Genomic DNA, 23,613 nt, shown 5'->3' with positions numbered 1-23,613 from the left:
GCAATTGCCTTTGAACTACTTCTGAATTACGTCTGTAAATTCTCTGTCAGCCCTTGTGGGCGACCGGGCGACGCTTCGGGGCGGGCTTCTTCGGCGCCGGCTTCTTGGGGGCCGGGGCGGGCTTGCGGGTCTGCTTGATGGGGTGAATCTTGTTGAAGCTCATGATTTGTTTCCCTCCCTGGGAATTCTTATCTGCGGTTTATTGCGGCTGGCCCAGCGGCTTACTTGTGGCCGACCGGGCGGCGCTTCGGGGCCGGAGCAGGCTTCTTCGGAGCCTTCTTGGGCGCCGGAGCGGGCTTGCGGGTCTTCTTCACCGGGGCGATCTTGTGGAAGCTCATCGTGCTCTCCTTCGTCTCTTGCGTCTTCTTGTCGTTTGCGCTGTTCGCTTTCGACATGGAAAACACTACTGGACTCCTGACGCAGGAAAAGCCTTTTCCGCTTAGACCTTCCTGAGCAATCCCTGTGGAAGACTCTTATGGAATTTGCGGAACTGAACCGGGTCTTACACAGAATTTAGGACCGGAAAACAGAAGGGGCCCGGTGCCGACCTACGCGGCACCGAGCCCCTGAGCAGGGAAGAGCTGCTGACTGCTACTGCACGATCGTGATCCGGTTCGCCGCCGGGGGCACCAGCGGGCCGGTGGCCGACGAGTTCGCCGTCAGGTAGTCCGCCAGCGCGGTCAGGTCGTCCGTGCCGACCAGGTCACCGGTGCCCTGCCCCAGCGTCGTGAAGCCGTCACCGCCGCCCGCGAGGAAACTGTTCGTCGCGACGCGGTACGTGGCCGCCGGGTCGATCGCCGCGCCGTTCAGGCGGATGGAGTCCGTGACCACGCGGTCCGCGCCGGTCTTCGTCAGGTCCAGCGTGTACGTCAGCCCGGACGACACCTGGAGCACCTTCGGCGCCGCCGTGTTCGTGCCGCTCACCTGCTCCTTGAGCGCCTGGATCACCTGGGCACCCGTGAAGTCCTGGAGGTTCACCGTGTTGGCGAACGGCTGCACCGTGAAGCCCTCGGCGTACGTCACCACGCCGTCGCCCTCCGCGCCGGTGGCCTTGTAGGTGAGCCCCGCCCGCACCCCGCCCGGGTTCATCAGCGCGAGGTCGGTCTCCGGGTCCAGCTTCTTGCCGTACGCGAGTTGGGCGTCCGCGATGAGGTCGCCCATCGGGGACTCGGTGCCGGTGTTGCCCACGTCGGCGGAGATGTAGCCGATCGCGCGGTTGCCGATGGGGGCCGCGAGGGTGTTCCACTTGCCGATCAGCGAGGTCATGTCGGCGGCCTTGGGCACGGTCCGGGTGACCACGTGGTTCGCCGACTTGACCGCCGTACGCGCGATGTCGCCCGTCTTGCGGTCGTACGTCAGCGTGGTGTCCGTGTAGAGGCGGCCGAAGGAGGCCGCCGAAGTGACCATGCGGGGCTTGCCACTTGGGTCGTTGATCGTGCAGACGTACGCGTTGTGGGTGTGGCCGGTGACGAGGGCGTCGACCGCCGGGGTGACGTTCTTCGCGATGTCGACGATCGGGCCTGAGATGCCGGAGCCCGAACCGGACGCGTCGCAGTCGTAGTTGTACGACGCGGAGGCCGGGAAGCCGCCCTCGTGGATCAGCGCGACGATCGACTTGACGCCCTGCTTCTGGAGCTCCTTGGCGTACTTGTTGATCGTCTCGACCTCGTCCTTGAACTGGAGGCCCTTGACGCCGTCCGCGGAGACGATGCCCGGGGTGCCCTCCAGGGTGACGCCGATGAAGCCGACCTTGACGCCGTTCTTCTTCCACACCCAATAGGGCTTCAGGATCGGCTTCTTGGTCTTCTCGTCGAGGACGTTGGCCGCGAGGTAGGGGAAGTCGGCGCCCTTGAACTTCTTGTCCGTGTAGCAGCCCTCGGTGGGGTGGCAGCCGCCGTTCTGGAGGCGGGCCAGCTCCTTCGCGCCCTCGTCGAACTCGTGGTTGCCGACCGAAGTGACGTCCAGATCAAGCTTGTTGAGCGCCTCGATCGTCGGCTCGTCGTGGAACAGGCCCGAGATCAGCGGGGACGCGCCGACCATGTCGCCGCCGGCCGCGGTGATCGAGTACGGGTTGTTCTTGCGGGCCTCGCGCAGATGCGTCGCGAGGTACTCGACACCGCCCGCGTCGATCGTCTTCGTCGTGCCGTCCGCCTGGAGTTCGGTGACCCGGCCGGAGGAACCGGACGGCGGCTCCAGGTTGCCGTGCAGGTCGTTGAAGGACAGGAGCTGTACGTCCTGGTAGCGGCTGGGCTTGTGCCCGTGACCGCCGGGGTTGCCGTGTGCGTCGGCGGGCAGCGCGGCGGCCAGCGCACCCGCCGTGGCCAGGCTCACGGTGGCGGCGAGGAGTGCGGCGGTACGGCGTCTGCGCGGGCGGTCGGGCTGGGTTGTGGCTGGCATGAGCCCCCCTGTGTGTCGGCTGAGAAGGTCACCACGTTCCGGCGCAGCCTAGGGTCAACGCGCGTAGCGTGACAGGGGGTTCTTGGTTACATCCTGGTTTCTTCTTTGCCGCCACTTTGCGGGGGGATCGGCTTACCCTCATACCCATGACCAGCGACGACACCGTACGGCCCGCCCCCGGCTCCCGATCCATCGAGACCTACTCCGTGCTCTCCCCGGACCAGGGCGGGGCCGTCCTCGCGCTGATCGCCGAGGCCGCCAGGACCGACGGGCAGCAGGCGGTGTCCGAGCAGGGACGGCTGCGGATCCGGGGCGGTGAGCGGGACGGGGTCTCGCATCTGCTGCTGACCCTGGGCGACGAACTCGTGGGCTACGCGCAGCTGGAGGACACGGACCCGGTGGAGGCACCGGCCGCCGAACTCGTCGTCCATCCCTCGCACCGGGGGCACGGGCACGGGCGAGCGCTGGGCGCTGCGCTGCTGGCCGCGTCGGGGAAGCGGTTGCGGGTGTGGGCGCATGGCGGGCATGCCGCGGCGCGTCATCTCGCGCAGGTTCTCGGGCTCACGATGTTCCGTGAACTCCGGCAGCTGCGGCGGGCGTTGACCGACCTGGAGCTGCCGGAGCCGGTTCTCTCCGAGGGGGTGACCGTACGGACCTTCGTGCCCGGCGCCGACGACGCGGCGTGGCTCGCCGTGAACGCGGCGGCCTTCGCCCACCATCCGGAACAGGGTTCCCTCACCCAGCGCGACCTGGACGAGCGTAAGTCCGAGGCGTGGTTCGACCCCGAGGGGTTCTTCCTGGCCGAGCGGGGTGGGGAACTCGTCGGTTTCCACTGGACGAAGGTGCATGAGCAGGAGCAGCTCGGTGAGGTCTATGTCGTCGGGGTGTTGCCGGGTGCGCAGGGTGGAGGGCTCGGCAAGGCGCTGACGACGATCGGTCTACGGCACCTGGCCCTGCGGGGGCTTCCTACGGCGATGTTGTACGTCGACGCGGACAACAAGGCGGCGGTGTCCGTGTATGAGCGGCTGGGGTTCACGACGTATGAGACGGACCTGATGTACCGCTCGGAGTCGTGAGGTGCGGGTCGGGAAGCTGAGGTCCTGGGGGCTGCGCCCCCAGACCCCCATCGGCCCTGAAGGGGCCTCGTCCTCAAACGCCGGACGGGCTGAATTTTGCGGGCCTGCGTTGAGAAGTGACGGACGGGTTGGATGATGCCGGCCTGCGCTGAAGAGTGACCGCTGGCCTGCGCTGAAAGTGGCGGACGGGCTGGATATGCCGGCCTGCGCTGACATGTGACGGGCAGGCTGGCTATGTCAGCCTGAACTGGCGCATGACGGACAGCCTGGATATTGGCGGCCTGCGTGGAAAGGCCGCCGCCGGACGGGCTGCTGGTTGCCGGACCTGGTCACGAAGTGGCCCCGGTCCTCCGCCCAAACAGCCTCCGCCGCACCGGCTCGGGTCCACAAGCCGCCCACACCATCGCCGCCCCCACCAACACCATCGCCCAGTGGTCGTGCCCCACCCCCCACGGCTTCTCCGTCGGGGAGACGTACATCCCCCAGTCGTCCGGCAGTGCCAGGGGCGACACCAGGGCGACGACCAGGAAACCTGCGGCGACCCGTTGGCCCGGTTCCGGTTCGGATGTGAAGCGGAGGGCCGCGGTCGCTGCCGCGAGGGAGAGGACCGCCGCAGCCGCCGCCTCCAGGGTCATGTCGCCCATCGGAGGGCGGATCTTCGACGGGATCAGCAGGACCGCCGCTGTCCACCAGGCCGCCGCGAACGGGGCCACCAGCGCCACCCGCAGGGTCGTGCGGAGCATGCGGCGGGTCGGCACCGAGGAGGTCAGCTCGCGGGTCGGGTCGTCCAGGACGAAGGCCAGGCCCAGGGCGAAGGTCAGCGCGGCGGCACGCAGCGCGATGAGCGCGGACCACTGGTCCGGTTCGTCCGAGAGGAGGCGGGGAAGGGCGGCGATCAGGAGGGCCACCGCGGCGGTCGCGGCCAGTGCCCGTACCGGCAGGGCGCGCAGGACCGGTCGGGTCAGTTGCGCCAACACCCTTGCCGTAGACGGGTGTTGGATGCCCGTCCGCTCAGTCTTCGCGCTCTCCCTCGTCATCACTCGCACTTGTCGGTCCCACCGGGGGCCTTGACGCCCAGCAGCTCGGCGACCTTCGCCGTCGTCACCTTCGGAGACGTCAGTTCCGCCCAGTGCGCCTTCACCTTCGGGGTGACCTTGGACGGGCCCGCCGCGATCAACTCCCTTACGACGCTGGTCTGTCCGGCCGTCATGGACATTCCGTTGGTCGGCGACAGGACGATGGAGGAGCCGGTCACGGTGTCGCTCAGGCGGACCGCGCGGAGCTCGGACACCGGGTCGGACGTCCAGCCCAGGGCCAGCCACATGATGGTGACCATGCGGCCGTCGCACAGGTCACCGCCGGCCTTCTCGTTGCCGAGGACCAGTACGGAGGCGACCGCGGCGGAGAACTCCGGTGTCCGGGGTCCGCCCCACATCGTGCGGACGGTGACCTGGTTCGGTGTGGTGGACGGGTCGATCGCGCCGTCGGCCTCCATGCCGTAGCGGGCGTCGACCCGTTGCCGTACGAGCAGCTTCTGGGTCTGTGCGGTGCCGCCCGCGAGTGACTGGACGTGGTCCGTGACATCGGCCCATGTCGCCGTCCTGGGGACCCACTCGGGGAACGCGCAGTACATCGAGCCGCCGTGCCGGACGCAGGTCTGGTCCTTCTGCGGGGTGAGCGTGGCCCGGGTGCGGGCCGCGACCGTCTCCGACGAGACGCCTGCCGCCTGGCCGACTCCGCCGACCACACCGAGGGCGATCGCCCCGGCCAGCGAGCCCGCCAGTACCGCCGTCGATGTCTTCGTGCGGCCCTTGCTGATCAGTACCGCGAGCAGGGCCAGAGCCAGCGCCAGGCCCGTCAGGTACAGGGAGTGCGAGACGGCCGGGCGGCCGATCAGTTCGGAGGGGATCGTCTTGCTGCTTCCCTCGCCGACGATCGGGGTCAGCCATGCCGTGGCACCCCCGCCGGTCGAGACCGGCGCGAGGACGGAGAACACGAGGAGCAGCACCGCGGCCACCGGAATCGCGAACGGCTTCGGCACCAGCCTCGCCATCAGCAGGCCGATCGCCCCGCAGAGCAGCACGCACAGGGGGCCTACCAGCAGCTCGCCCACCGAACCGTGGCCCACCGCGGTCGACTTGACCGCCTGCCAGCCGAACTGGGCCGCCACGCCCAGCGCGACGAGTCCGGTCACCGGCAGGATCGACAGCGCGTGGGCCGCCGCACGGCGCCACGGTTCGAGGACCAGGACCCCGAACAGCCGCTCCGTGTCGTGCCGTCGGGAGCGCAGGACGGCCTGGTTGACGCAGAGCAGGACCGCGAAGCCGACCAGCAGCGGGCCCATCTGGGTGGAGCGGTCGACGTCCTGGAGGGCCGGATAGCCGTACCAGTCGCTCTTGGTGCGCCACACGATCCAGGCGACGTAGGCCGCCAGCATGAACAGCACCGGGACGCGCAGGAGGAGTTTGCGCGATTCGAAGCGGGCCAGCGCGAAGATCGCCGACCATGGCTCGCGGGCGGGTGCCGTGGTCGTCTCGACGGGGGCCTCGGTCAGTACTGTGCTCATGCCGTCGCCTCCGCGTGCATGCCGTCGAGGGTGAGCAAGTAGCCGTCCTCCAGGGTGGGTTCGACGAGTTCGGCGCCGGGCGGCGGGTCGCCCACGTTGCGGAAGACGCCGAGACCGGTGCGCCAGCCCGCCTTCGCGTTGGGGTCGCGTTCCGAGCTGCTCCACACGCGGCCCGCGGCCCGTGCGGTGAGTTCGGCCGGGGTGCCGTCGAAGCGGACGCGGCCGGCGGCCATGACGACGACGCGGTGGCAGAGCATCGCCACGTCCTCGGTCTGGTGGGTGGACAGGAGAACCGTTCGCCCCTCCCCCGCGCGGGCGATCAACTCCCTGAACCGCATGCGCTGTTCGGGGTCCAGGCCGACCGTCGGCTCGTCCAGGACCAGGAAGCCGGGGTCGCCCACCAGCGCCGCCGCGAGCGCGACCCGCTGGCGCATACCGCCGGACAGCTTCTTGATGCGCTTGCCGCGTACGTCCGACAGGTCGACCTCGGCCAGGACCCGCCGTACCTCGTTGTGGCGGGCGGTACGGTCGGTCAACTCCTTGAGGATCGCGACGTAGTCGACGAAGTCGAAGGCCGAGAAGTCGGGGTGGAAGCCCGGCGTCTGCGGGAGGTAGCCGAGCACGCGCCGGGTCTCCTGGCGGCCGGCGGGTGTGCGGGGGTCGTGGCCGAGGACGGTGAAGGCGCCCTCGTCGGCGGGGACCGCGGTGGCCAGCACCCTCAACAGGGTTGTCTTTCCGGCCCCGTTGGGGCCCAGCAGGCCGGTGACGCCTTCGGTGAGCCGCAGCGACACGTCGTCGAGGGCGGTCGTCAGGCCGTAGCGCAGGCTGAGCCCGGCCGCGGAGACGGTGGTGGTCATGACGTACTCCAGTCGGAAAATGGCATGAAGTTGCGTGAAGTGGAATGAAGTCGCTTGAGAAATCAGGCTGTCGGGCCGAAGCCCGGGGTCTTCGTGTCGAAGCGGTCGCGGGCCAGGAAGAGGAGGCCGGCGGCGAGGACCGCCACCGCCGCGGCCACCGTCTGGCCGGTCGCGGTGAACGGGGCGAGCGTGCCGCCGTTCGTCGCCCGCCCGTGGGCCACCATCAGCACGGCGGTCCAGGCCCCGCCGACCACACCCGGCGCGAGGACCGGGCCCAGGCGCGGGGTCAGCGCGAGGCTCGTCGCGGTGAGGGCGAGCGCGGGGAGCAGCCAGGCCAGGGCGGCGAGGCCGTAGCCGGGCAGGGCCAGGGTCGCGAGGCCGTTGAGGCCGAGTCCCGCCACCAGTACGGCGGTTGTGCGGATCATGAGGAGTCTGAAGCCGTGCAGGGGGGCTACGACGGTCATCTCGTAGGTCGGGTCGAGGACCGGGCCGTACGCCATCGCCACTCCCGCGAGCGGCAGCAGCGGGGCGAGGGCGAGGAAGACGTTGGGCGTCGCGACGCCCGACGTGTTCGTCACCAGGACCGTCATCGCGAGCACCAGGGCCACCGCGCTCAGCCATGAGCGGCGCAGGACCGGTGTCGCCGCGAGCAGCCGTGCCGTGTGGTCGGCGACGCCGATCCGCACGAGCAGGGATTCCACCAACCCCCTTCTGGGGGCGTCGAGTTCGGCGTCGAGGCGTTCCCAGCCCACGTCCAGCGCCACCGGGTCGGTGACCGACGCCAGCAGGGCCCGGCACTCTGCGCACTGCGCGATGTGGGTGTCGGCGGACCAGAGCATGGGCGGTGCCAACTCGCCCCGCGCATAGGCGCGTACGTCGTCTTCGGCCACATGCCAGGTCATGCCAGCTCCTCCCGCAGTTGCTTACGGGCCCGCATGGCCCGTGTCTTGACCGTGCCGGCCGGAATGCCCAGCAGCACGGCGGCTTCCCGGGTGGTCAGCCCGTCGATCACGGTGGCCTGGAGGACCGCCCGCAACTCCGGCGAGAGCCGGACCAGGGCGCCGGCGAGGTCCCCGTGCTCCACCCCCGCGAGCACGCGCTCCTCCGCCGACGCCTCGTCCCGGTGCCGCAGCCGCGTCAGTGCCTGCCGCAGCCGGCCGCGCGCCCCGTCGCCGCGCAGCACGTCGATCAGCCGCCGCGACCCGATCCGCCACAGCCACCCGGCCACATCGCCGTCCTCGCGGTAGCGCGCACTGCCCCGCCACACCGCGAGAAACGTCTCCTGTACGACGTCGTCGACCATTCCCGCGTCGGCGCACCGGCCGCGCAGCCGCGCGGTCAGCCAGGGCGCGTACCGCCGGTACAGCTCCTCGAACGCGCGCCGGTCGCCGTCCGCCGCGATGGCCCGCAGCAGCTCCCCGTCGCTTCCCGTATCCCTCACGTCTCCTCATCGCACGAGCCCCGCCGATCGGTTCACGGACCGGCACATCGATCTCACTTGACTTTCTCAGCCCCCTTGCACCACCCTTTCACTACTCAATTAGTGAAAGGGTGGTGGAAGCGAGTGGTCGAGTACCGCATCGACCGGCACAGCGGCGTGGCCACCTATGTACAGATCGTCCAGCAGACCAAGCAGGCGCTGCACCTGGGAATGCTGGAGCCCGGCGACAAGCTGCCCACGGCCCGCGAGGTCGTCGAGGCCACCGCCATCAACCCGAACACCGTCCTGAAGGCCTACCGCGAGCTGGAGCGCGAGGGACTGGTCGAGGCCCGCCGCGGCCTGGGCACGTTCATCCGCAAGGGGCTGAGCATCACGCCCGCCGACTCGCCGCTGCGGTTAGAGCTCGACGACTGGGCCGCGCGGGCCCAGGTGGCCGGACTCGGCCGGGACGACGTCGCCGCGCTCTTCACCGCCGTACTCGAAAAGCACTTCCAAGGAGAAGACTGATGACAGGCACCGCCGCGATAGAGGCCGCCGCTCTCGGCAAGCGGTTCGGCCGGCGGGGAGAGTGGGCCCTGCGGGACTGCGCCTTCCGGCTGCCCGCCGGACGCGTCTGCGCGGTCGTGGGACCGAACGGCGCGGGCAAGTCCACGCTCCTCGCCCTGGCCGCCGGGCTGCTCGCCCCCACCGAGGGCGAGATATCCGTCCTGGGCACGGCGGTCGGCGCGGCCCGCGAGCGGGTCGCCTACGTCGCGCAGGACAAGCCCCTCTACCCGCAGCTCACCGTCGCCGAGACGCTGCGCATGGGCGCCGACCTGAACACCGACCGCTGGGACGCCTCCGTCGCCCAACGCATCGTGGACGACGGGGACTTGAACCCGAAGTCCCGCATCCGCACCCTCTCCGGCGGCCAGTGCACCCGCGTCGCCCTCGCCCTCGCGCTGGCCAAGCGGCCCGAACTGCTGCTCCTGGACGAGCCGATGGCCGACCTGGACCCGCTGGCCCGGCACGAGATGATGGGCCTCCTCATGGCGCAGGCCGCCGAGTCCGGCACCACGATCGTGATGTCCTCGCACGTGGTGGCCGAACTAGAGGACTCCTGCGACCACTTGCTGCTGATCGGCGGCGGCCGGGTCCGCCTCGCCGGCGAGATCGACGAACTGCTCGCCGCGCACGTCCACGTGTCCGCGCCCGCACACACGGTCCTCGACCCGCACACGGTCGTCGAGTCCCGCACCACCGGCCGCCAACTCAGCGCCCTGGTCCGCCCGTCGAGCACGCTCGACACCGACTGGCGTACCAACAGGCCCTCGTTGGAGGAACTGGTTCTCTCCTATCTGCGCAACCCCGAGGCCGGTACCGCCCCCGCCGCCAAGACCGAGGAGACCGTCGCGTGACCGCCCTCGCCACCCCGCCGGTCACCGGCCGGCAGACCGGCTCACCGCACCTGCTCCGCTGGCTGATCCGCCTGCACCGGCCCGCCCTGGTCGCCTGGACCCTGTTCGTGCTCGTCCTCGGCGGGCTGCTGCTGTGGCTGGGCGGACCGCTCACCGACGCGGCGGTCGAGGGCTGGAAGCAGTACCACGCCTGCGAGGCGAGCGGTTGCGTGTACGACCCGAGCGCGGTCGGCCGGTACAAGGACTGGTACTCCTACACGACGATCGCCGTCATCGCCGCCCCGTTCCTGGTCGCCGCCTGGTCCGGCGCCGCGCTGACCAGCCGCGAACTGGAGCACGGCACCACGCAGTTGGCGTGGACCCAGTCGGTCTCGCCGGCCCGCTGGCTCGCCGCCAAGCTCGCCCTCCCGGCCGTCCTCGTCACGGTGGGCTCTGGACTGCTCGTCGGGCTGCACCACTGGGCCTGGTCGACCGGCCAGGGCCGTCTCGACTCGGCCAAGAGCTGGTACGACATCGGCACCTACGCCGCCAACGGCCCGGCCACCGCCGCCATGGCCCTGGCCGCCCTGGTGATCGGCGCCCTCATCGGCCTGCTCAAGCGCAACTCCCTCGCCGCGCTGGTCGGTTCGCTGTTCGCCACGGTGCTCCTGTGGAGCGCGATGGCCCTCGCGACGCCGTACCTGTGGCCCACGGTCACCAAGCTCAGCAGCCTCAAGAACAACGTCCCGCAGGGTTCCGGCATCGTCGTCGACCAGGGCCTGGTCACCTCCACCGGCGCCCACATCGCCAACCAGCAGTGCGGCTCCACCACCAACGCGGGCTGCCAGGCCTTCTACGCAAAGCTCGACGCCGTCAGCTACTACAACGACTACCACCCCCAATCCCACTACTGGCCCCTCCAGTTGACCGCGACCGCGATCATCCTCGCCGTCACCGCCGCCCTCACCGTGGCCGCGTTCCGACTCCTCAAGCGCCAGACCGGTCCGGCGGCGCCCGTCCGTAAGGCAGCCGCCGTATGACCGCCCTGGCCCTGAGCCCCACCGCCCGACCGCGGCACGCCGTACTGCGCCTGCACCGACCGGCGTTGACCGTGTGGGGAGCGTTCCTGCTGCTCGCCGTGGGCGCGCTGCTGTGGGTGCACCTGTTCCGGGCGCCCTCCGAACGGCACCCCGTCGACCAGTACTTCGTCCTCACCGACGTCAACAACGTCATGAACTTCCTTGGTGACGTGCTCAGTTACGTCTCCATAGCCGTGGCCGCCTGGGCGGGCGCCGCCCTGATCGGCCGCGAACTGGAGACCGGCACCGCCCGCCTCGCCTGGACCCAGTCCGTCACCCCGGCCCGCTGGCTCACCGCCCAACTCACCGCGGCCGCCCTGCCGTTGACCGCCGGCACCACCCTGCTGGGCCTGCTCTACGCCTGGGTCTGGACCGGCGACCAGGACGTCCTGGTCACCAACTGGTCCTACGACCGCGTCCTCGTCCCGGCCGGCCCGATGTCCGTGGCCCTGGTCCTCTTCGCCCTGGCCGCCGGCACCCTCGCCGGAATCGCCCTCCGCCGCGCACTGCCCGCCCTCGCGGTGGCCGCCGCCGTCACCTGCGCGGCGCGCTACTTCTTCGGCCGCACGTGGGACGACATCTGGCCCACCCGCCACTTCTGGCCGGTCCAGCTCACCGCGACGGCTCTGCTCCTCGCCCTCACCGCACTCGCCCTCATGGCCGCGTACACGCTGCTCGGCCGCCGTACGAACATCAAGGGAGCCGCCGTATGACCGCCCTCGCCGTGGACCCGACGGCCCGCCCGAGACCGGCCCGCATGTGGCGTGCCGTGCTGCGCCTGCACCGCGCCGTCCTGATCGGCTGGGCGGTGCTCGTCGCCGCCGTCTCCGGGATCCTGCTGTGGGCCTACGGCCCCGGAGGGAACGCCGCGCGGGCCGACTGGCAGCGCCAGTGCACCGGGGACATGTGCTCCTGGAGCAACGCGATCAGCCTCTATCACACGGCGTACACCGTCGCCGAGGGCCTGATCGGCTGGGTCCCCTACCTCGTCGCCGTCTGGGCGGGCGCCTTCGTCGCCCGCGAACTGGAGCGCGGCACCGCCCGCCTCGCCTGGACCCAGGGCGTCTCCCCGACCCGCTGGCTGGCCACCACCCTCGCCGTGCCCGCCACGCTGGTCACCGCGGGCAGCACGGTGATGGTCCTGCTGCACCGGCTGCTGTTCGACGCCCACAAGGTGCCGATGAGCTGGAACTGGTGGAACGACGAGACCTTCACCGCCAACGGCACCCTCGCCGTCGTCTACCCCCTGCTCGGCTTCGCCGTCGGCGCCCTCGCGGGCCAGCTCCAGCGCCGCGCCCTGACCGCGGCCGGCCTCGCGATCGCCGTCATGGGTCTCGCCCGCACCACCCTCGGCTTGGCCCGCCCGCACCTGTGGCCCTGGGCGACCAGCACCGGCAGCGACTACGAGACACCGCGGAACGTCCTCTACGGCGACGGTGGTGCCGTCACCTCCACCGGCGCCCACATCGCCGACCCGATGTGCCGCGACAGCACGACGTGCCTGAAGGCCCACGACGTCACCGGCTTCTACAGCGAGTACCACCCCGCCTCCCACTTCTGGCCCCTCCAGCTCCTGGAGACCGGCATCGCCCTGGCCCTCACCGCCCTGGTTCTCGCCGCCGCCTTCACCCTCCTGCGCCGCCGCACGGCCTGACCGGAACCCCCCTCCCCGCGGCCCCCGGGCATCCGTTACGTTCGTTTCCGTGCCGTAGACGTCCGGGAGCCGCTCCCCGATATCCCGCACGCCATGTCGCCGTAACCAACGGTTCAGACGGGCTTGCGACGCTCGGCGAATGAAGCCCGTCGTGCCAGAGCCTTCGCCGCCTCCCGAGGTGAACGGGAGCAACGGGGCCGTCGTCCCGCTCCTTCCGGCGCTGTCCGACGCGCCTGTATCGCCGGTGGCGCGGAACAATGGGCACATGAGCAGCCAGCCCAACGCCCAGGCCCAGGTTCAGCACGCGCAGCCCTCCGTGGGCTCCATAGCCGCCCACCGCCCGCACACCGTGTCGGCGGCGGTCTCCGATCTGGAACCCGACATCGACGCCGACCTCGACGAGTACGAGGAGTCGCCGTACGACGGGCCCCAGTTGCCGCAGGGCCGCTTCCTGGACCGGGAGCGCAGCTGGCTCGCGTTCAACGAACGGGTCCTGGAGCTGGCCGAGGACCCGAACACGCCCCTGCTGGAGCGGGCGAACTTCCTCGCGATCTTCGCCAGCAACCTGGACGAGTTCTTCATGGTCCGCGTGGCCGGCCTCAAGCGCCGTATCGCCACCGGTGTCGCCACCCGCTCCGCGTCCGGCCTCCAGCCGCGCGAGGTGCTGGAGATGATCTGGGCCCGCTCGCGCGAACTCATGGCCCGGCACGCCGCCTGCTACCACGAGGACATCGCCCCCGCGCTGGCGGAGGAGGGCATCCACCTGGTCCGCTGGAACGAACTGACGGAGAAGGAGCAGGCCCGCCTCTTCACGCTGTTCCGGCACCAGATCTTCCCGGTGCTGACCCCGCTGGCGGTCGACCCCGCGCACCCCTTCCCGTACATCTCGGGCCTCTCGCTGAACCTCGCGGTCGTCGTACGGAACCCGGTCACCGGCCACCGCCACTTCGCGCGCGTCAAGGTGCCGCCGCTGCTCTCCCGCTTCCTGGAGTCCTCCCCGGGCCGGTACGTCCCCCTGGAGGACGTCATCGCCGCCCACCTGGAGGAACTCTTCCCGGGCATGGAGATCCTGGAGCACCATGCGTTCCGGCTGACCAGGAACGAGGACCTGGAGGTCGAGGAGGACGACGCCGAGAACCTGCTCCAGGCCCTGGAGAAGGAGCTCATGCGGCGCCGCTTCGGGCCGCCGGTGCGCCTGGAGGTCGAGGAGTCCATCGACCGCGAGGTGCTCGACCTGCTGGTGCGCGAGCTGAAGATCAGCGAGGCCGAGGTGTACCCGCTGCCGGGCCCCCTCGACCTGACCGGCCTCTTCCGCATCGGCTCGCTGGACCGGCCCGAGCTGAAGTACCCGAAGTTCATCGCGGGCACCCACCGCGACCTCGCGGAGGTCGAGTCGGCCTCCGCGCCCGACATCTTCGCCGCCCTGCGCAACCGGGACGTGCTGCTGCACCACCCGTACGACTCGTTCTCCACGTCCGTGCAGCGGTTCCTGGAGCAGGCGGCGAACGACGACGACGTCCTCGCGATCAAGCAGACCCTGTACCGCACCTCGGGCGACTCCCCGATCGTCGACGCGCTCATAGAGGCGGCCGAGGCCGGCAAGCAGGTCCTCGTCCTGGTCGAGATCAAGGCCCGCTTCGACGAGCACGCCAACATCAAGTGGGCGCGCAAGCTGGAGGAGGCGGGCTGCCACGTCGTCTACGGCCTGGTCGGTCTCAAGACCCACTGCAAGCTGTCCCTCGTGGTCCGCCAGGAGGGCGACACGCTGCGCCGCTACAGCCATGTCGGCACCGGCAACTACCACCCGAAGACGGCCCGCCTCTACGAGGACCTCGGTCTGCTGACGGCGGACCCGCAGGTCGGCGCCGACCTCTCGGACCTCTTCAACCGGCTCTCGGGGTACTCGCGCCGCGAGACCTACCGCCGTCTGCTGGTCGCCCCCAAGTCCCTGCGCGACGGCCTGATCGCCCGGATCAACAAGGAGGTCCAGCACCACCGTGCCGGGCGCCCCGCGTTCATCCGCATCAAGGTCAACTCGATGGTGGACGAGGCGATCATCGACTCGCTCTACCGCGCGTCCCAGGCGGGCGTCCCGGTCGACGTGTGGGTCCGCGGCATCTGCGCGGTACGGCCCGGCGTCCCCGGCCTGTCCGAGAACATCCGCGTACGGTCCATCCTCGGCCGCTTCCTCGAACACTCCCGCGTCTTCGGCTTCGGCAACGGAGGCGAGCCCGAGGTGTGGATCGGCAGCGCCGACATGATGCACCGCAACCTCGACCGCCGGATCGAGGCCCTCGTCAGGGTCACCGACCCGGCCCACCGCGCCTCGATCAGCCGGATGCTGGAAACCGGCATGTCGGACACCACGTCCTCCTGGCACCTGGGCCCGGACGGCGAGTGGACCCGGCACGCGACCGACGCGGAAGGCCAACCCCTGCGCAACGTCCAGGAGATGCTCATAGACGCCCGGAGGCGCCGGCGTGGCACAGCAACACCTTGACCCGACGGATCCCACGGCCAGGTCCGTGACAGGTGACGCCCTCGCGGGCTACCTGCGCGGCCAGGCCACGGAGTTCCTCCGCGCCCTGCGGCTGCACCGGGAGACCGGCAACGGGCAGAACGGCACGGAGGATTCCGTCGACGCGGCGCGCGCCCTGCGCCACTCGGCCCGCCGCATCAGCGGCAGCCTGCACACCTTCCGTCCGCTGCTGGACGCCGACTGGTCCGAGGCGATGCGCCCCGAACTGGCATGGCTGTCGGGCACGTTGGCCCTGGAGCACGCCTGCGCGGCCCGCCTGGAGCGGCTGCTGCTGGCCCTGCACCGGCTGTCGGGTTCCACGGCGTTCCCCGCGCAGTCGGCGGCCTCGGCGGTGGGCGGCCGGGTCGTCGGCGCGGGCCGGGGCGTCCCGGCAGCCACGGGCGGCCGAGCTCCGGGCACCGGACCGACCGTGACACCCACGGCCACCGCCGAGCGCGGCAACCTCACCGTCGGCGCGGCCAAGGCCGGCGCCCTGCTGGAGCGCCAGCTCACCCTGGCCCGGACCCGGGCCCACTCCTCCGCCCTCCAGGCCCTCGGCTCCTCCCGCTTCCACGCGGTCGCCGACAAGGTCGCCGTGCTGGCCAGCGAGGTCCCCCTGACCCCGGCCGCGACCGGCGCCGACCTGCGCCCGCTGGCCGCCGCCGCCGGGGAGCGCCTCACCGACGCGGTCACCACGCTGCCCCTGGTCACCGCCGGGCACCCGTACAACGCGGAGGCCCTCATCCACGGCCTCTCCCCCGACACCGCCCCGCACCCCCAGGACGGCCCCTGGCACCAGGTCCGCCTGCTGCTGCGCCTGCACCGCTACGCCGGCGAGGTCCTGCACGGAGACGACGCTCCGACCGACGTACGCCTGCTGACGGCCGGCCAGGCCCTCAATCTGCACCGGGACGCCTCGGAGGCCGCCGCGGCCGCCGCGTCGGCGGCCCGCACCCCGCGCATCGCCCCGGCGACCGCCTACGCGCTCGGGGTGCTGCACGCCGACCAGCGCCACGAGGTGGAGGCAGCCCGCTTCGCCTTCCAGCAGTCGTGGCAGAAGCAGGCGGTCGGCACCCCCTGACGCCCCGGGCAAAGCCGCGCACCACCCCGCGCAGAGGAGACGGTGAACGAGCAGTGACTTCCTCCACGAACGACACCATCGTCCAGGCGGCCGGCTGCGTCCTGTGGCGCCGCCCGTCCGCCGGAGACCTCGAACTGGCGCTGGTCCACCGGCCCAAGTGGGCCGACTGGTCGTGGCCCAAGGGCAAGCTCAAACGGGGCGAGACCTTCGAGGAGGCGGCCCGCCGTGAGGTGCTGGAGGAGACCGGCCACACGTGCCGGCTGGGGGCGAGGCTCCCGTCGGCCCGGTACCTGGACCATCACGGGCGGCCCAAGGAGGTCCGCTACTGGGCGGCGGAGGCGACCGGCGGAGCCTTCGCGCCCAACGACGAGGTCGACGTGGTGCGCTGGGTCACGCCGGACGAGGCCCACGAGCGGCTCACCTACGAGAGGGACCGGGACCTGATCTCCCTCGTCCTCATCGCCATCGGCACCGACGAGGACGGGCGCGAGCCGTGACGGGCCGGTGCGGCCCTGCCCGGCGGCGCCCGAAACCGCCTCACCCGGCCGGGGGACGGCACCGTCGTGGACGCGCTCCAGACCCCGCCGCGGCTGTCATAGTCCGGAATCAGCCCGTGTCCTCGACGTGAGCGTTCCGTGACCTAACCGCACCGCCCACAGGGGTTCACCCTCCGTTCACTCATGCCCATAGGCGCCTTCACCTGTTCTGCCTAATTTCGGCCTTACGCGATGCGAGCCGCGACCTGGGGGTCGCCACCCGCGTCACCCCGTCTTCGCACGCCGCCGTAATTCAGGACGGCGGCTCTCGGAAGGAACTCCCTCAAGTGAAGCTTCAGCGCATGAACCGGCGGGCCCTCACCCTCGGTGCTCTCGCGGTCTCCGGCGCCCTGGCCCTCACGGCGTGCGGCTCGGACGACAACGGCGGCTCTTCGAGCAGCACCAGCTCCTCTGCGGCCAACGCCAGCTCCGCCAACTGCGGCACCGCGAAGAAGGGCCAGCAGCTGCTGGCCGACGGCTCGTCCGCGCAGAAGAACGCGATCGACGCGTGGGTGAAGGCCTTCAGCCAGGCCTGCGGCGTCCAGATCAACTACAAGGGCGGCGGCTCCGGTGCCGGTGTCACCTCCTTCAACCAGGGTCAGCTGGCCTTCGCCGGTTCCGACTCCGCGCTGAAGCCCGAAGAGGTCACCGCCTCGAAGCAGGTCTGCTCCGGCGGCCAGGGCATCGACCTCCCGATGGTCGGCGGCCCGATCGCGCTCGGCTACAACGTCCCGGGTGTCGACAACCTGGTCCTGGACGCCCCGACGCTCGCGAAGATCTTCGACAGCAAGATCACCAAGTGGAACGACGCGGCGATCAAGAAGCTGAACCCGTCCGCGACGCTGCCCGACCTCAAGATCCAGGCGTTCCACCGCTCGGACGAGTCCGGCACCACGGACAACTTCACCAAGTACCTGATCGCCACCACCGCAGCGAACTGGAAGTACTCCGGCGGCAAGGCCTGGCAGGCCAAGGGCGGCCAGTCGGCGGCCGGCTCCGCGGGCGTGGCCGCCGGGGTCAAGCAGACCTCCGGCGCCATCGGCTACTTCGAGCTCTCCTACGTCGGTGACGGCGTCAAGCCCGTCAGCATCGACACCGGCGCCTCGGCCCCGGTCGCGCCCAGCACCGACAGCGCCACCAAGGACATCGCCGACGCCAAGATCGTCGGCACCGGCTCCGACCTGAAGCTCCAGCTCAACTACAACACCAAGGCCGAGGGCGCGTACCCGATCACCCTGGTGACGTACGAGATCGTCTGCGACAAGGGCAACAAGGCCGACACGCTGCCCGCGACGAAGGCGTTCCTCACCTACATCGCCAGCGAGGAGGGCCAGAAGGTCCTCAGCACCATCGACTACGCGCCGATCCCCGACGCGATCATCACCAAGGTTCGCAGCACCATCGCGAGCATCAGCTAGTCCGAGTGTGCGGCCGGGTCCCGGACCAGGGACCCGGCCGCACCGTCCGGTGCACCGCCGCCACGGACCGCACACAGCACGTGTGGACCCGCAGACCGGAGAATCCTGATGGATATATCGACCAAGAACCCCACAGAGGCACCGCCTCCCACCCCCGAGCCCTCCGCCGCCGCGCAGAAGCGCACCGCACGCGGCGCCACCCGACCCGGTGACCGGATCTTCCTCGGTCTCTCCCGCGGGTCGGGCATCCTGCTGTTGGTGATCATGGCCGCGATCGCGGTCTTCCTCACCTATCGCGCCTCCCTCGCGATCAGCAAGGACCACGCGAACTTCCTCACCACCTTCGAGTGGAACACCAACCTGCTGCCGCCGAAGTTCGGCATCGCCGTCCTGGCGTTCGGCACGGTGGTGTCCTCGATCATCGCCATGGTCATCGCGGTCCCGATCGCGGTCGCCATCGCCCTGTTCACCACGCACTACGCCCCGCGCAAGCTCCGCGGCCCGGTCTCCTACGTGATCGACCTGCTGGCCGCCGTGCCGTCCATCGTGTACGGCCTGTGGGGCGCCCTGATCCTCGTACCGCACATGGTCGGGCTCTTCGGCTGGCTGAACGACTACTTCGGCTGGACCGGGATCTTCTCCTGGGACGAAGGCGCCCCCCGCTCGATGCTCACCGTCGGCATCCTGCTGGCGATCATGATCCTGCCGATCATCACCAACGTGAGCCGCGAGGTCTTCCGCCAGGCCCCGCAGATGATCGAGGAGGCGGCCCTAGCCCTCGGCGCCACGCGCTGGGAGGTCATCCGCATGTCGGTGCTGCCCTTCGGCCGCTCCGGCGTGATCTCCGCCTCGATGCTCGGCCTCGGCCGCGCGCTCGGCGAGACGATGGCCGTGGCCACCGTGCTCTCCCCGGACTTCATCATCCACGCCAGCCTGCTCAACCCGGGCGGCGGAACCTTCGCCCAGAACATCGCCAGCAAGTTCAGCGAGGCGTCGGCGGACGGCCGGGACGCGCTCATCGCGTCCGGTCTCGTCCTGTTCGTCATCACCCTGCTGGTCAACGGCGCGGCCCGGCTCATCATCGCCCGCCGCGCGGAGTACTCGGGGGCCAACGCATGAGCAACGCAGCCGTAGCGGACAAGCCCGCGAGCACCCTCCAGGGCGCGACCCTCCCCAAGTGGTCGCCGTACGCGATCGCCGGCGGGTCGATCGTCCTGGCCGTCCTCATCGGGCTGGTCGCCAGCCTCGACAGCAAGATCCAGTGGGGCCTGATCGCGGCGATCCTCTTCGTCGCCGGTACGTACGTCATCGCCTCCCGCATCGAGGGCACCCGCCAGGCCAAGGACCGGATCGCGACCAGCCTGGTCTGGGTCGCGTTCATCCTCGCCGTGATCCCGCTCGTCTCCCTCCTGTGGACGACGATCTCGCGCGGTGTGAAGGTCCTCGACATCTACTTCCTGACCCACTCGATGGGCGTCGTCGCCGACTCCGAGCCCGGCGGCGGTATCTACCACGCCATCATCGGCAGCCTGGAGCAGGTCGGCCTCGCCACCCTGATCGGCGCCCCGATCGGTGTGCTCACCGCGATCTACCTGGTCGAGTACGGACGCGGCGCCCTCTCCAAGTGGGTCACCTTCTTCGTCGACGTCATGACGGGCATCCCGTCGATCGTCGCGGGTCTGTTCATCCTGTCCCTGATGCTCATGTGGGACATGGAGCCCTTCGGCTTCGCCGGTTCGCTGGCCCTGGCCATCCTGATGATGCCGGTCGTGGTCCGCTCCACCGAGGAGATGCTGAAGCTCGTACCGAACGAGCTGCGCGAGGCATCGCTCGCCCTCGGCATCCCGAAGTGGCGCACGATCCTCAAGGTCGTCCTCCCCACCGCGATCGGCGGCATCACCACCGGCATCATGCTGTCGGTGGCGCGTATCGCCGGTGAGACCGCGCCCGTCCTGCTGCTGGTGTTCGGCAACCCGTTCATCAACAACGACCCGTTCCACGGGGCGCAGGCGTCGCTTCCGCTGTACATCTACCAGCAGTTCGCGCAGAGCGCGGGCGCCGGTGCGGCCTACGACCGTGCCTGGGCGGCCTCGCTCACCCTGATCGCCTTCGTGATGATCCTCAACCTGGTGGCCCGCGGCATCGCCCGCTGGAAGGCCCCCAAGACCGGTCGCTGACCGCGACCCCCTCAGCGACCGTTCTGAATCTCTGGAAGTGAAGCAGTCATGTCCAAGCGAATCGACGTAAGCGGGCTCACCGCCTTCTACGGCTCCCACAAGGCAATCGAAGACATCTCGATGACCGTCGAGCCGCGCTCGGTGACGGCGTTCATCGGCCCCTCCGGCTGCGGCAAGTCGACGTTCCTGCGCACGCTCAACCGTATGCACGAGGTCACGTCCGGCGGCCGGGTCGAGGGCAAGGTGCTCCTGGACGACGAGGACCTCTACGGCCACGGCATCGACCCGGTGTCGGTGCGCCGCGAGATCGGCATGGTCTTCCAGCGCCCGAACCCGTTCCCCACGATGTCGATCTTCGACAACGTGGCGGCGGGCCTGCGCCTGAACGGCAGCTACAAGAAGAGCGAGCTGGCGGACGTGGTGGAGAAGTCCCTGAAGGGCGCGAACCTCTGGAACGAGGTCAAGGACCGCCTGAACAAGCCCGGTTCGGGCCTCTCCGGCGGCCAGCAGCAGCGCCTGTGCATCGCGCGGGCGATCGCGGTGGAACCGAAGGTCCTGCTGATGGACGAGCCCTGCTCGGCCCTCGACCCCATCTCGACCCTGGCCATCGAGGACCTGATCGGCGAGCTGAAGGAACGCTTCACGATCGTCATCGTGACGCACAACATGCAGCAGGCGGCACGCGTCTCGGACCGTACGGCCTTCTTCAACCTCGCGGCGGTCGGCCAGCCCGGCCGCCTGATCGAGATCGACGACACGGAACGCATCTTCTCCAACCCGTCGGTCCAGGCCACCGAGGACTACATCTCCGGCCGCTTCGGCTAGACCCCGACCCCAGGAACCCCTCGCGGTGCTGCATGGCGGTGCCACCGCGAGGCCGAAAAGGGCCCGCCCCCGGCTTTGGGGGCGGGCCCGTTCGTTTTGCTTCTACGGCATCTTCTCGACCGACCGTAAACGGGTGGTGGGTGGGCAAAGGCCCGGGGGTCCAGGGGGCGGAGCTCCCTGGCAGCAAGCGCCGGGTGCCTACAGAACCGCCAGGTCCACGACCCAGAACGCCAGCGCCGCGACCACCGCAGCCGCCGGCATCGTGATGAACCACCCCATCACGATGTTCTTGGCAACACCCCACCGGACAGCCTTGACCCGCTTCGTCGCCCCGACACCCATGATCGCCGAGGTGATGACATGCGTCGTCGACACCGGCGCCTTGAAGAGATAGGCGGTGGTGAACATGATCGCGGCCCCGGTCGTCTCCGCCGCGAACCCCTGCGGCGGATCCAGCTCGATGATCTTCCGCCCGAGCGTCCGCATGATCCGCCAGCCGCCCGCGTACGTCCCCAGCGACAGCATCAACGCACAGACGATCTTCACCCACACCGGGATCGGATCGCCGTAGGTCGAGTGGCCGGAGATCACCAGGGCCATCACCACGATGCCCATGGTCTTCTGGGCGTCCTGGAGGCCATGACCGAGAGCCATACCGGCCGCGGAGACGGTCTGCGCGATCCGGAACCCCCGCTTGGCCTTGTGCGGATTGGCCCGCCGGAAGATCCACATGATCGCGGTCATCACCAGATAACCGCCGACCAGACCGACGACCGGCGACACGAACATCGGCACGACGACCTTGTCGACGACACCGTGCCAGATGACATCCGTACCGCCCGCGAGCGCGGCCCCCACCATCCCGCCGAACAGCGCGTGCGAGGACGAGGACGGCAGCCCGAAGTACCAGGTGACCAGGTTCCAGGTGATCGCGCCGACGAGCGCGGCGAAGAGGATTCCCATCCCCTTCGACCCCTCGGGCGTCTCGATCAGCCCCTCACTCACCGTCTTGGCGACCCCGGAACCGAGAAAGGCGCCGGCGAGATTCATGACGGCGGCCATCGCCAGCGCCGCGCGCGGAGTCAGCGCCCGCGTCGAGACGGACGTGGCGATGGCGTTCGCAGAGTCGTGAAAACCGTTCGTGTACGTGAAAAAGAGCGCGACCAGAATGGTCACGACCAGAGCGAAGGTGTCCATGGAGAGGTCAGGACTCCTTGACGGCGATGGTCTCCACCGTGTTCGCCACGTGCTCGAACGCGTCCGCCGCTTCCTCCAGCACATCCACGATCTGCTTGAGCTTCAGCACCTCGATGGCCTCGTACTTGCCGTTGAAGAGCATGGCCAGCAGCTTGCGGTGGATCTGGTCGGCCTGGTTCTCCAGCCGGTTGACCTCGATCCAGTACTCGGTGAGGTTGTCCATCGTGCGCAGGTTCGGCATGGCCTCCGCGGTGAGCTCCGCGGCCCGTGCCAGCACCTCGATCTGCTGCTCGACGCCCTTGGGCAGTTCCTCCACGTTGTAGAGGACGACCAGGTCGACGGCCTCCTCCATGAAGTCCATGATGTCGTCGAGGCAGGAAGCGAGGTTGTAGATGTCCTCGCGGTCGAAGGGCGTGATGAAGGAGGAGTTCAGCTGATGGAAGATCGCGTGCGTGGCATCGTCACCGGCGTGTTCCGCGGCCCGCATACGCTCTGCGATCTCGGCCCGGCCGGCGGTGTCCGCCCCGAGCAGTTCCATGAGGAGTTTCGAGCCCGTGACGATGTTGTCCGCGGACGCGGCGAACATGTCGTAGAAGCTCGTCTCCCTGGGGGTCAGACGAAAGCGCACAAGGGGTCCTCGGGATGCATCGGTTTCGGTCAGGCTGATGCTAAGTGCATCATCCGGCCACGGCTAATGGGCCGTCCCCCAGTGTCGCCCATCAGGCACAGTGATCCGCACGGGGGCGTACCAAGGGCCCTATACCCAGCAAAGTTCGTTACGATATACCCACTAGGGGTATATGTCTGGAGGACGCGATGGACGCCATGACGACCACCGAGGCCGGCGCGGCGGCGGCGCCCTCCGGACCGGCACAGGACCCGGCCCAGGAACCGGTCACGCACGGTTACCACCACCAGAAGGACGAGCACCTCAAACGCCTGCGCCGTATCGAGGGCCAGATCCGCGGCCTGCAGCGCATGGTCGACGAGGACGTCTACTGCATCGACATACTCACCCAGGTGTCCGCCTCCACGAAGGCCTTGCAGTCGTTCGCGCTGCAACTCCTGGAGGAGCACCTGCGGCACTGCGTCGCCGACGCGGCGGTCAAGGGCGGCGAGGAGATCGACGCGAAGGTCGACGAGGCGACGAAGGCGATCGCCCGCCTCCTCCGCACCTGAGCCCAACCGCTCACCCGGCTACCGGGGACCGCCGGAGACATCCCGTTCCTCGGCGACCTTCAGCACCTCGTCGATGCTCTCCAGGCTGAGCCGGTCCTCGGCGGCCGAGGCCGCGATGATCAGGTCTCCGCACAGCTCGATCTCGGCGAGGGCCACGTGGTCCTGAACTGCCGTACCGCCGACCGGAGCCACGTGCATCACCTCTTCTCTGCCGACACCGACTTCCTAGAGTAGGG

22 protein-coding genes and 1 pseudogene are annotated in these 23,613 nt (G+C 69.8%); 14 read left to right on the top strand and 9 right to left on the bottom strand.

Annotated elements, in window-relative coordinates; translation table 11 throughout:
- Positions 1–591 precede the first annotated feature (591 nt).
- Entirely contained in the window at positions 592–2,397 is a 1,806-nt protein-coding gene (locus tag OG714_RS27440) for a bifunctional metallophosphatase/5'-nucleotidase (RefSeq protein WP_406124853.1), read from the bottom strand.
- 146 nt (positions 2,398–2,543) lie between these two features.
- On the opposite strand from OG714_RS27440, the gene mshD reads away from it, so the two are divergent.
- The gene (mshD, locus tag OG714_RS27435; protein ID WP_406124852.1) at positions 2,544–3,473 is read left to right on the top strand and encodes a mycothiol synthase; all 930 of its coding nucleotides are present in this window, start codon (positions 2,544–2,546) and stop codon (positions 3,471–3,473) included.
- A gap of 329 nt (positions 3,474–3,802) precedes the next feature.
- Here mshD and OG714_RS27430 read toward each other — a convergent pair whose 3' ends face one another.
- The 5 genes from OG714_RS27430 to OG714_RS27410 all read right to left on the bottom strand — a co-directional run bounded on the left by OG714_RS27430 (position 3,803) and on the right by OG714_RS27410 (position 8,337).
- The gene (locus OG714_RS27430; RefSeq protein ID WP_406131972.1) at positions 3,803–4,450 is read right to left on the bottom strand and encodes an ABC transporter; all 648 of its coding nucleotides are present in this window, start codon (positions 4,448–4,450) and stop codon (positions 3,803–3,805) included.
- 59 nt (positions 4,451–4,509) lie between these two features.
- Complete coding sequence (locus OG714_RS27425; protein ID WP_406124851.1) at positions 4,510–6,039, bottom strand: ABC transporter permease; 1,530 nt, start codon at positions 6,037–6,039, stop codon at positions 4,510–4,512.
- Positions 6,036–6,896 (bottom strand): ABC transporter ATP-binding protein, encoded by an 861-nt coding sequence (locus tag OG714_RS27420; protein WP_406124849.1) that lies wholly within the window; start codon positions 6,894–6,896, stop codon positions 6,036–6,038. The genes OG714_RS27425 and OG714_RS27420 overlap by 4 nt, the downstream gene beginning before the upstream one ends.
- A gap of 62 nt (positions 6,897–6,958) precedes the next feature.
- The gene (locus tag OG714_RS27415; RefSeq protein ID WP_406124848.1) at positions 6,959–7,798 is read right to left on the bottom strand and encodes a zf-HC2 domain-containing protein; all 840 of its coding nucleotides are present in this window, start codon (positions 7,796–7,798) and stop codon (positions 6,959–6,961) included.
- The gene (locus OG714_RS27410) at positions 7,795–8,337 is read right to left on the bottom strand and encodes an RNA polymerase sigma factor (protein WP_406124846.1); all 543 of its coding nucleotides are present in this window, start codon (positions 8,335–8,337) and stop codon (positions 7,795–7,797) included. The genes OG714_RS27415 and OG714_RS27410 overlap by 4 nt, the downstream gene beginning before the upstream one ends.
- A 123-nt stretch (positions 8,338–8,460) precedes the next feature.
- Between OG714_RS27410 and OG714_RS27405 the strand changes: the two genes are divergently transcribed.
- From OG714_RS27405 to pstB, 12 genes and pseudogenes are all read left to right on the top strand, one after another.
- Positions 8,461–8,844 carry a GntR family transcriptional regulator gene (locus OG714_RS27405; RefSeq protein WP_406124845.1) on the top strand — a complete coding sequence of 128 codons (384 nt, stop codon included), beginning with the start codon at positions 8,461–8,463 and terminating at the stop codon, positions 8,842–8,844.
- Positions 8,844–9,341 (top strand): annotated as a pseudogene (locus OG714_RS27400) (ATP-binding cassette domain-containing protein); the annotation flags it as partial. The gene OG714_RS27405 and the pseudogene OG714_RS27400, both read left to right, overlap by 1 nt.
- A gap of 389 nt (positions 9,342–9,730) precedes the next feature.
- The gene (locus OG714_RS27395) at positions 9,731–10,753 is read left to right on the top strand and encodes an ABC transporter permease (protein WP_406124844.1); all 1,023 of its coding nucleotides are present in this window, start codon (positions 9,731–9,733) and stop codon (positions 10,751–10,753) included.
- Positions 10,750–11,505: a hypothetical protein gene (locus tag OG714_RS27390; protein ID WP_406124843.1), complete on the top strand. Its 756-nt coding sequence runs from the start codon at positions 10,750–10,752 to the stop codon at positions 11,503–11,505. Before OG714_RS27395 ends, OG714_RS27390 begins: the two co-directional genes overlap by 4 nt.
- The gene (locus OG714_RS27385) at positions 11,502–12,446 is read left to right on the top strand and encodes a hypothetical protein (protein ID WP_406124841.1); all 945 of its coding nucleotides are present in this window, start codon (positions 11,502–11,504) and stop codon (positions 12,444–12,446) included. Before OG714_RS27390 ends, OG714_RS27385 begins: the two co-directional genes overlap by 4 nt.
- Positions 12,447–12,585: 139 nt before the next feature.
- Positions 12,586–14,946 carry an RNA degradosome polyphosphate kinase gene (locus OG714_RS27380; RefSeq protein ID WP_406124839.1) on the top strand — a complete coding sequence of 787 codons (2,361 nt, stop codon included), beginning with the start codon at positions 12,586–12,588 and terminating at the stop codon, positions 14,944–14,946.
- Positions 14,927–16,045 carry a CHAD domain-containing protein gene (locus OG714_RS27375; protein ID WP_406124837.1) on the top strand — a complete coding sequence of 373 codons (1,119 nt, stop codon included), beginning with the start codon at positions 14,927–14,929 and terminating at the stop codon, positions 16,043–16,045. Before OG714_RS27380 ends, OG714_RS27375 begins: the two co-directional genes overlap by 20 nt.
- A gap of 53 nt (positions 16,046–16,098) precedes the next feature.
- Positions 16,099–16,542, top strand: a complete 444-nt coding sequence (locus OG714_RS27370) for an NUDIX hydrolase (RefSeq protein WP_406124836.1) — start codon at positions 16,099–16,101, stop codon at positions 16,540–16,542.
- Positions 16,543–16,868: 326 nt separating this feature from the next.
- Positions 16,869–17,999: a phosphate ABC transporter substrate-binding protein PstS gene (pstS, locus tag OG714_RS27365; protein WP_406124834.1), complete on the top strand. Its 1,131-nt coding sequence runs from the start codon at positions 16,869–16,871 to the stop codon at positions 17,997–17,999.
- 108 nt (positions 18,000–18,107) lie between these two features.
- On the top strand, positions 18,108–19,118 hold the full coding sequence (pstC, locus tag OG714_RS27360; protein ID WP_406124832.1) for a phosphate ABC transporter permease subunit PstC: 1,011 nt from the start codon (positions 18,108–18,110) through the stop codon (positions 19,116–19,118).
- The gene (gene pstA / locus OG714_RS27355) at positions 19,115–20,176 is read left to right on the top strand and encodes a phosphate ABC transporter permease PstA (protein ID WP_406124831.1); all 1,062 of its coding nucleotides are present in this window, start codon (positions 19,115–19,117) and stop codon (positions 20,174–20,176) included. Before pstC ends, pstA begins: the two co-directional genes overlap by 4 nt.
- Before the next feature lie 48 nt (positions 20,177–20,224).
- On the top strand, positions 20,225–21,001 hold the full coding sequence (pstB, locus tag OG714_RS27350; protein WP_328682001.1) for a phosphate ABC transporter ATP-binding protein PstB: 777 nt from the start codon (positions 20,225–20,227) through the stop codon (positions 20,999–21,001).
- 198 nt (positions 21,002–21,199) lie between these two features.
- Here the strand turns inward: pstB and OG714_RS27345 are convergent, their stop codons facing one another.
- Positions 21,200–22,198 (bottom strand): anion permease, encoded by a 999-nt coding sequence (locus OG714_RS27345; RefSeq protein ID WP_406124829.1) that lies wholly within the window; start codon positions 22,196–22,198, stop codon positions 21,200–21,202.
- 7 nt (positions 22,199–22,205) lie between these two features.
- On the bottom strand, positions 22,206–22,826 hold the full coding sequence (locus OG714_RS27340; protein ID WP_026151758.1) for a DUF47 domain-containing protein: 621 nt from the start codon (positions 22,824–22,826) through the stop codon (positions 22,206–22,208).
- A gap of 197 nt (positions 22,827–23,023) precedes the next feature.
- Here OG714_RS27340 and OG714_RS27335 point away from each other — a divergent pair, with 197 nt between their 5' ends.
- Positions 23,024–23,377 (top strand): metal-sensitive transcriptional regulator, encoded by a 354-nt coding sequence (locus OG714_RS27335; RefSeq protein ID WP_406131971.1) that lies wholly within the window; start codon positions 23,024–23,026, stop codon positions 23,375–23,377.
- Between the two features lie 18 nt (positions 23,378–23,395).
- Here OG714_RS27335 and OG714_RS27330 read toward each other — a convergent pair whose 3' ends face one another.
- On the bottom strand, positions 23,396–23,575 hold the full coding sequence (locus OG714_RS27330) for a hypothetical protein (protein ID WP_405949029.1): 180 nt from the start codon (positions 23,573–23,575) through the stop codon (positions 23,396–23,398).
- Positions 23,576–23,613 lie beyond the last annotated feature (38 nt).

Origin of the sequence: Streptomyces sp. NBC_00989, assembly GCF_045162655.1 — a bacterium.
In the GTDB taxonomy this organism is placed as follows: domain Bacteria; phylum Actinomycetota; class Actinomycetes; order Streptomycetales; family Streptomycetaceae; genus Streptomyces.
This window is presented reverse-complemented; position numbering and strand designations above follow the sequence as displayed.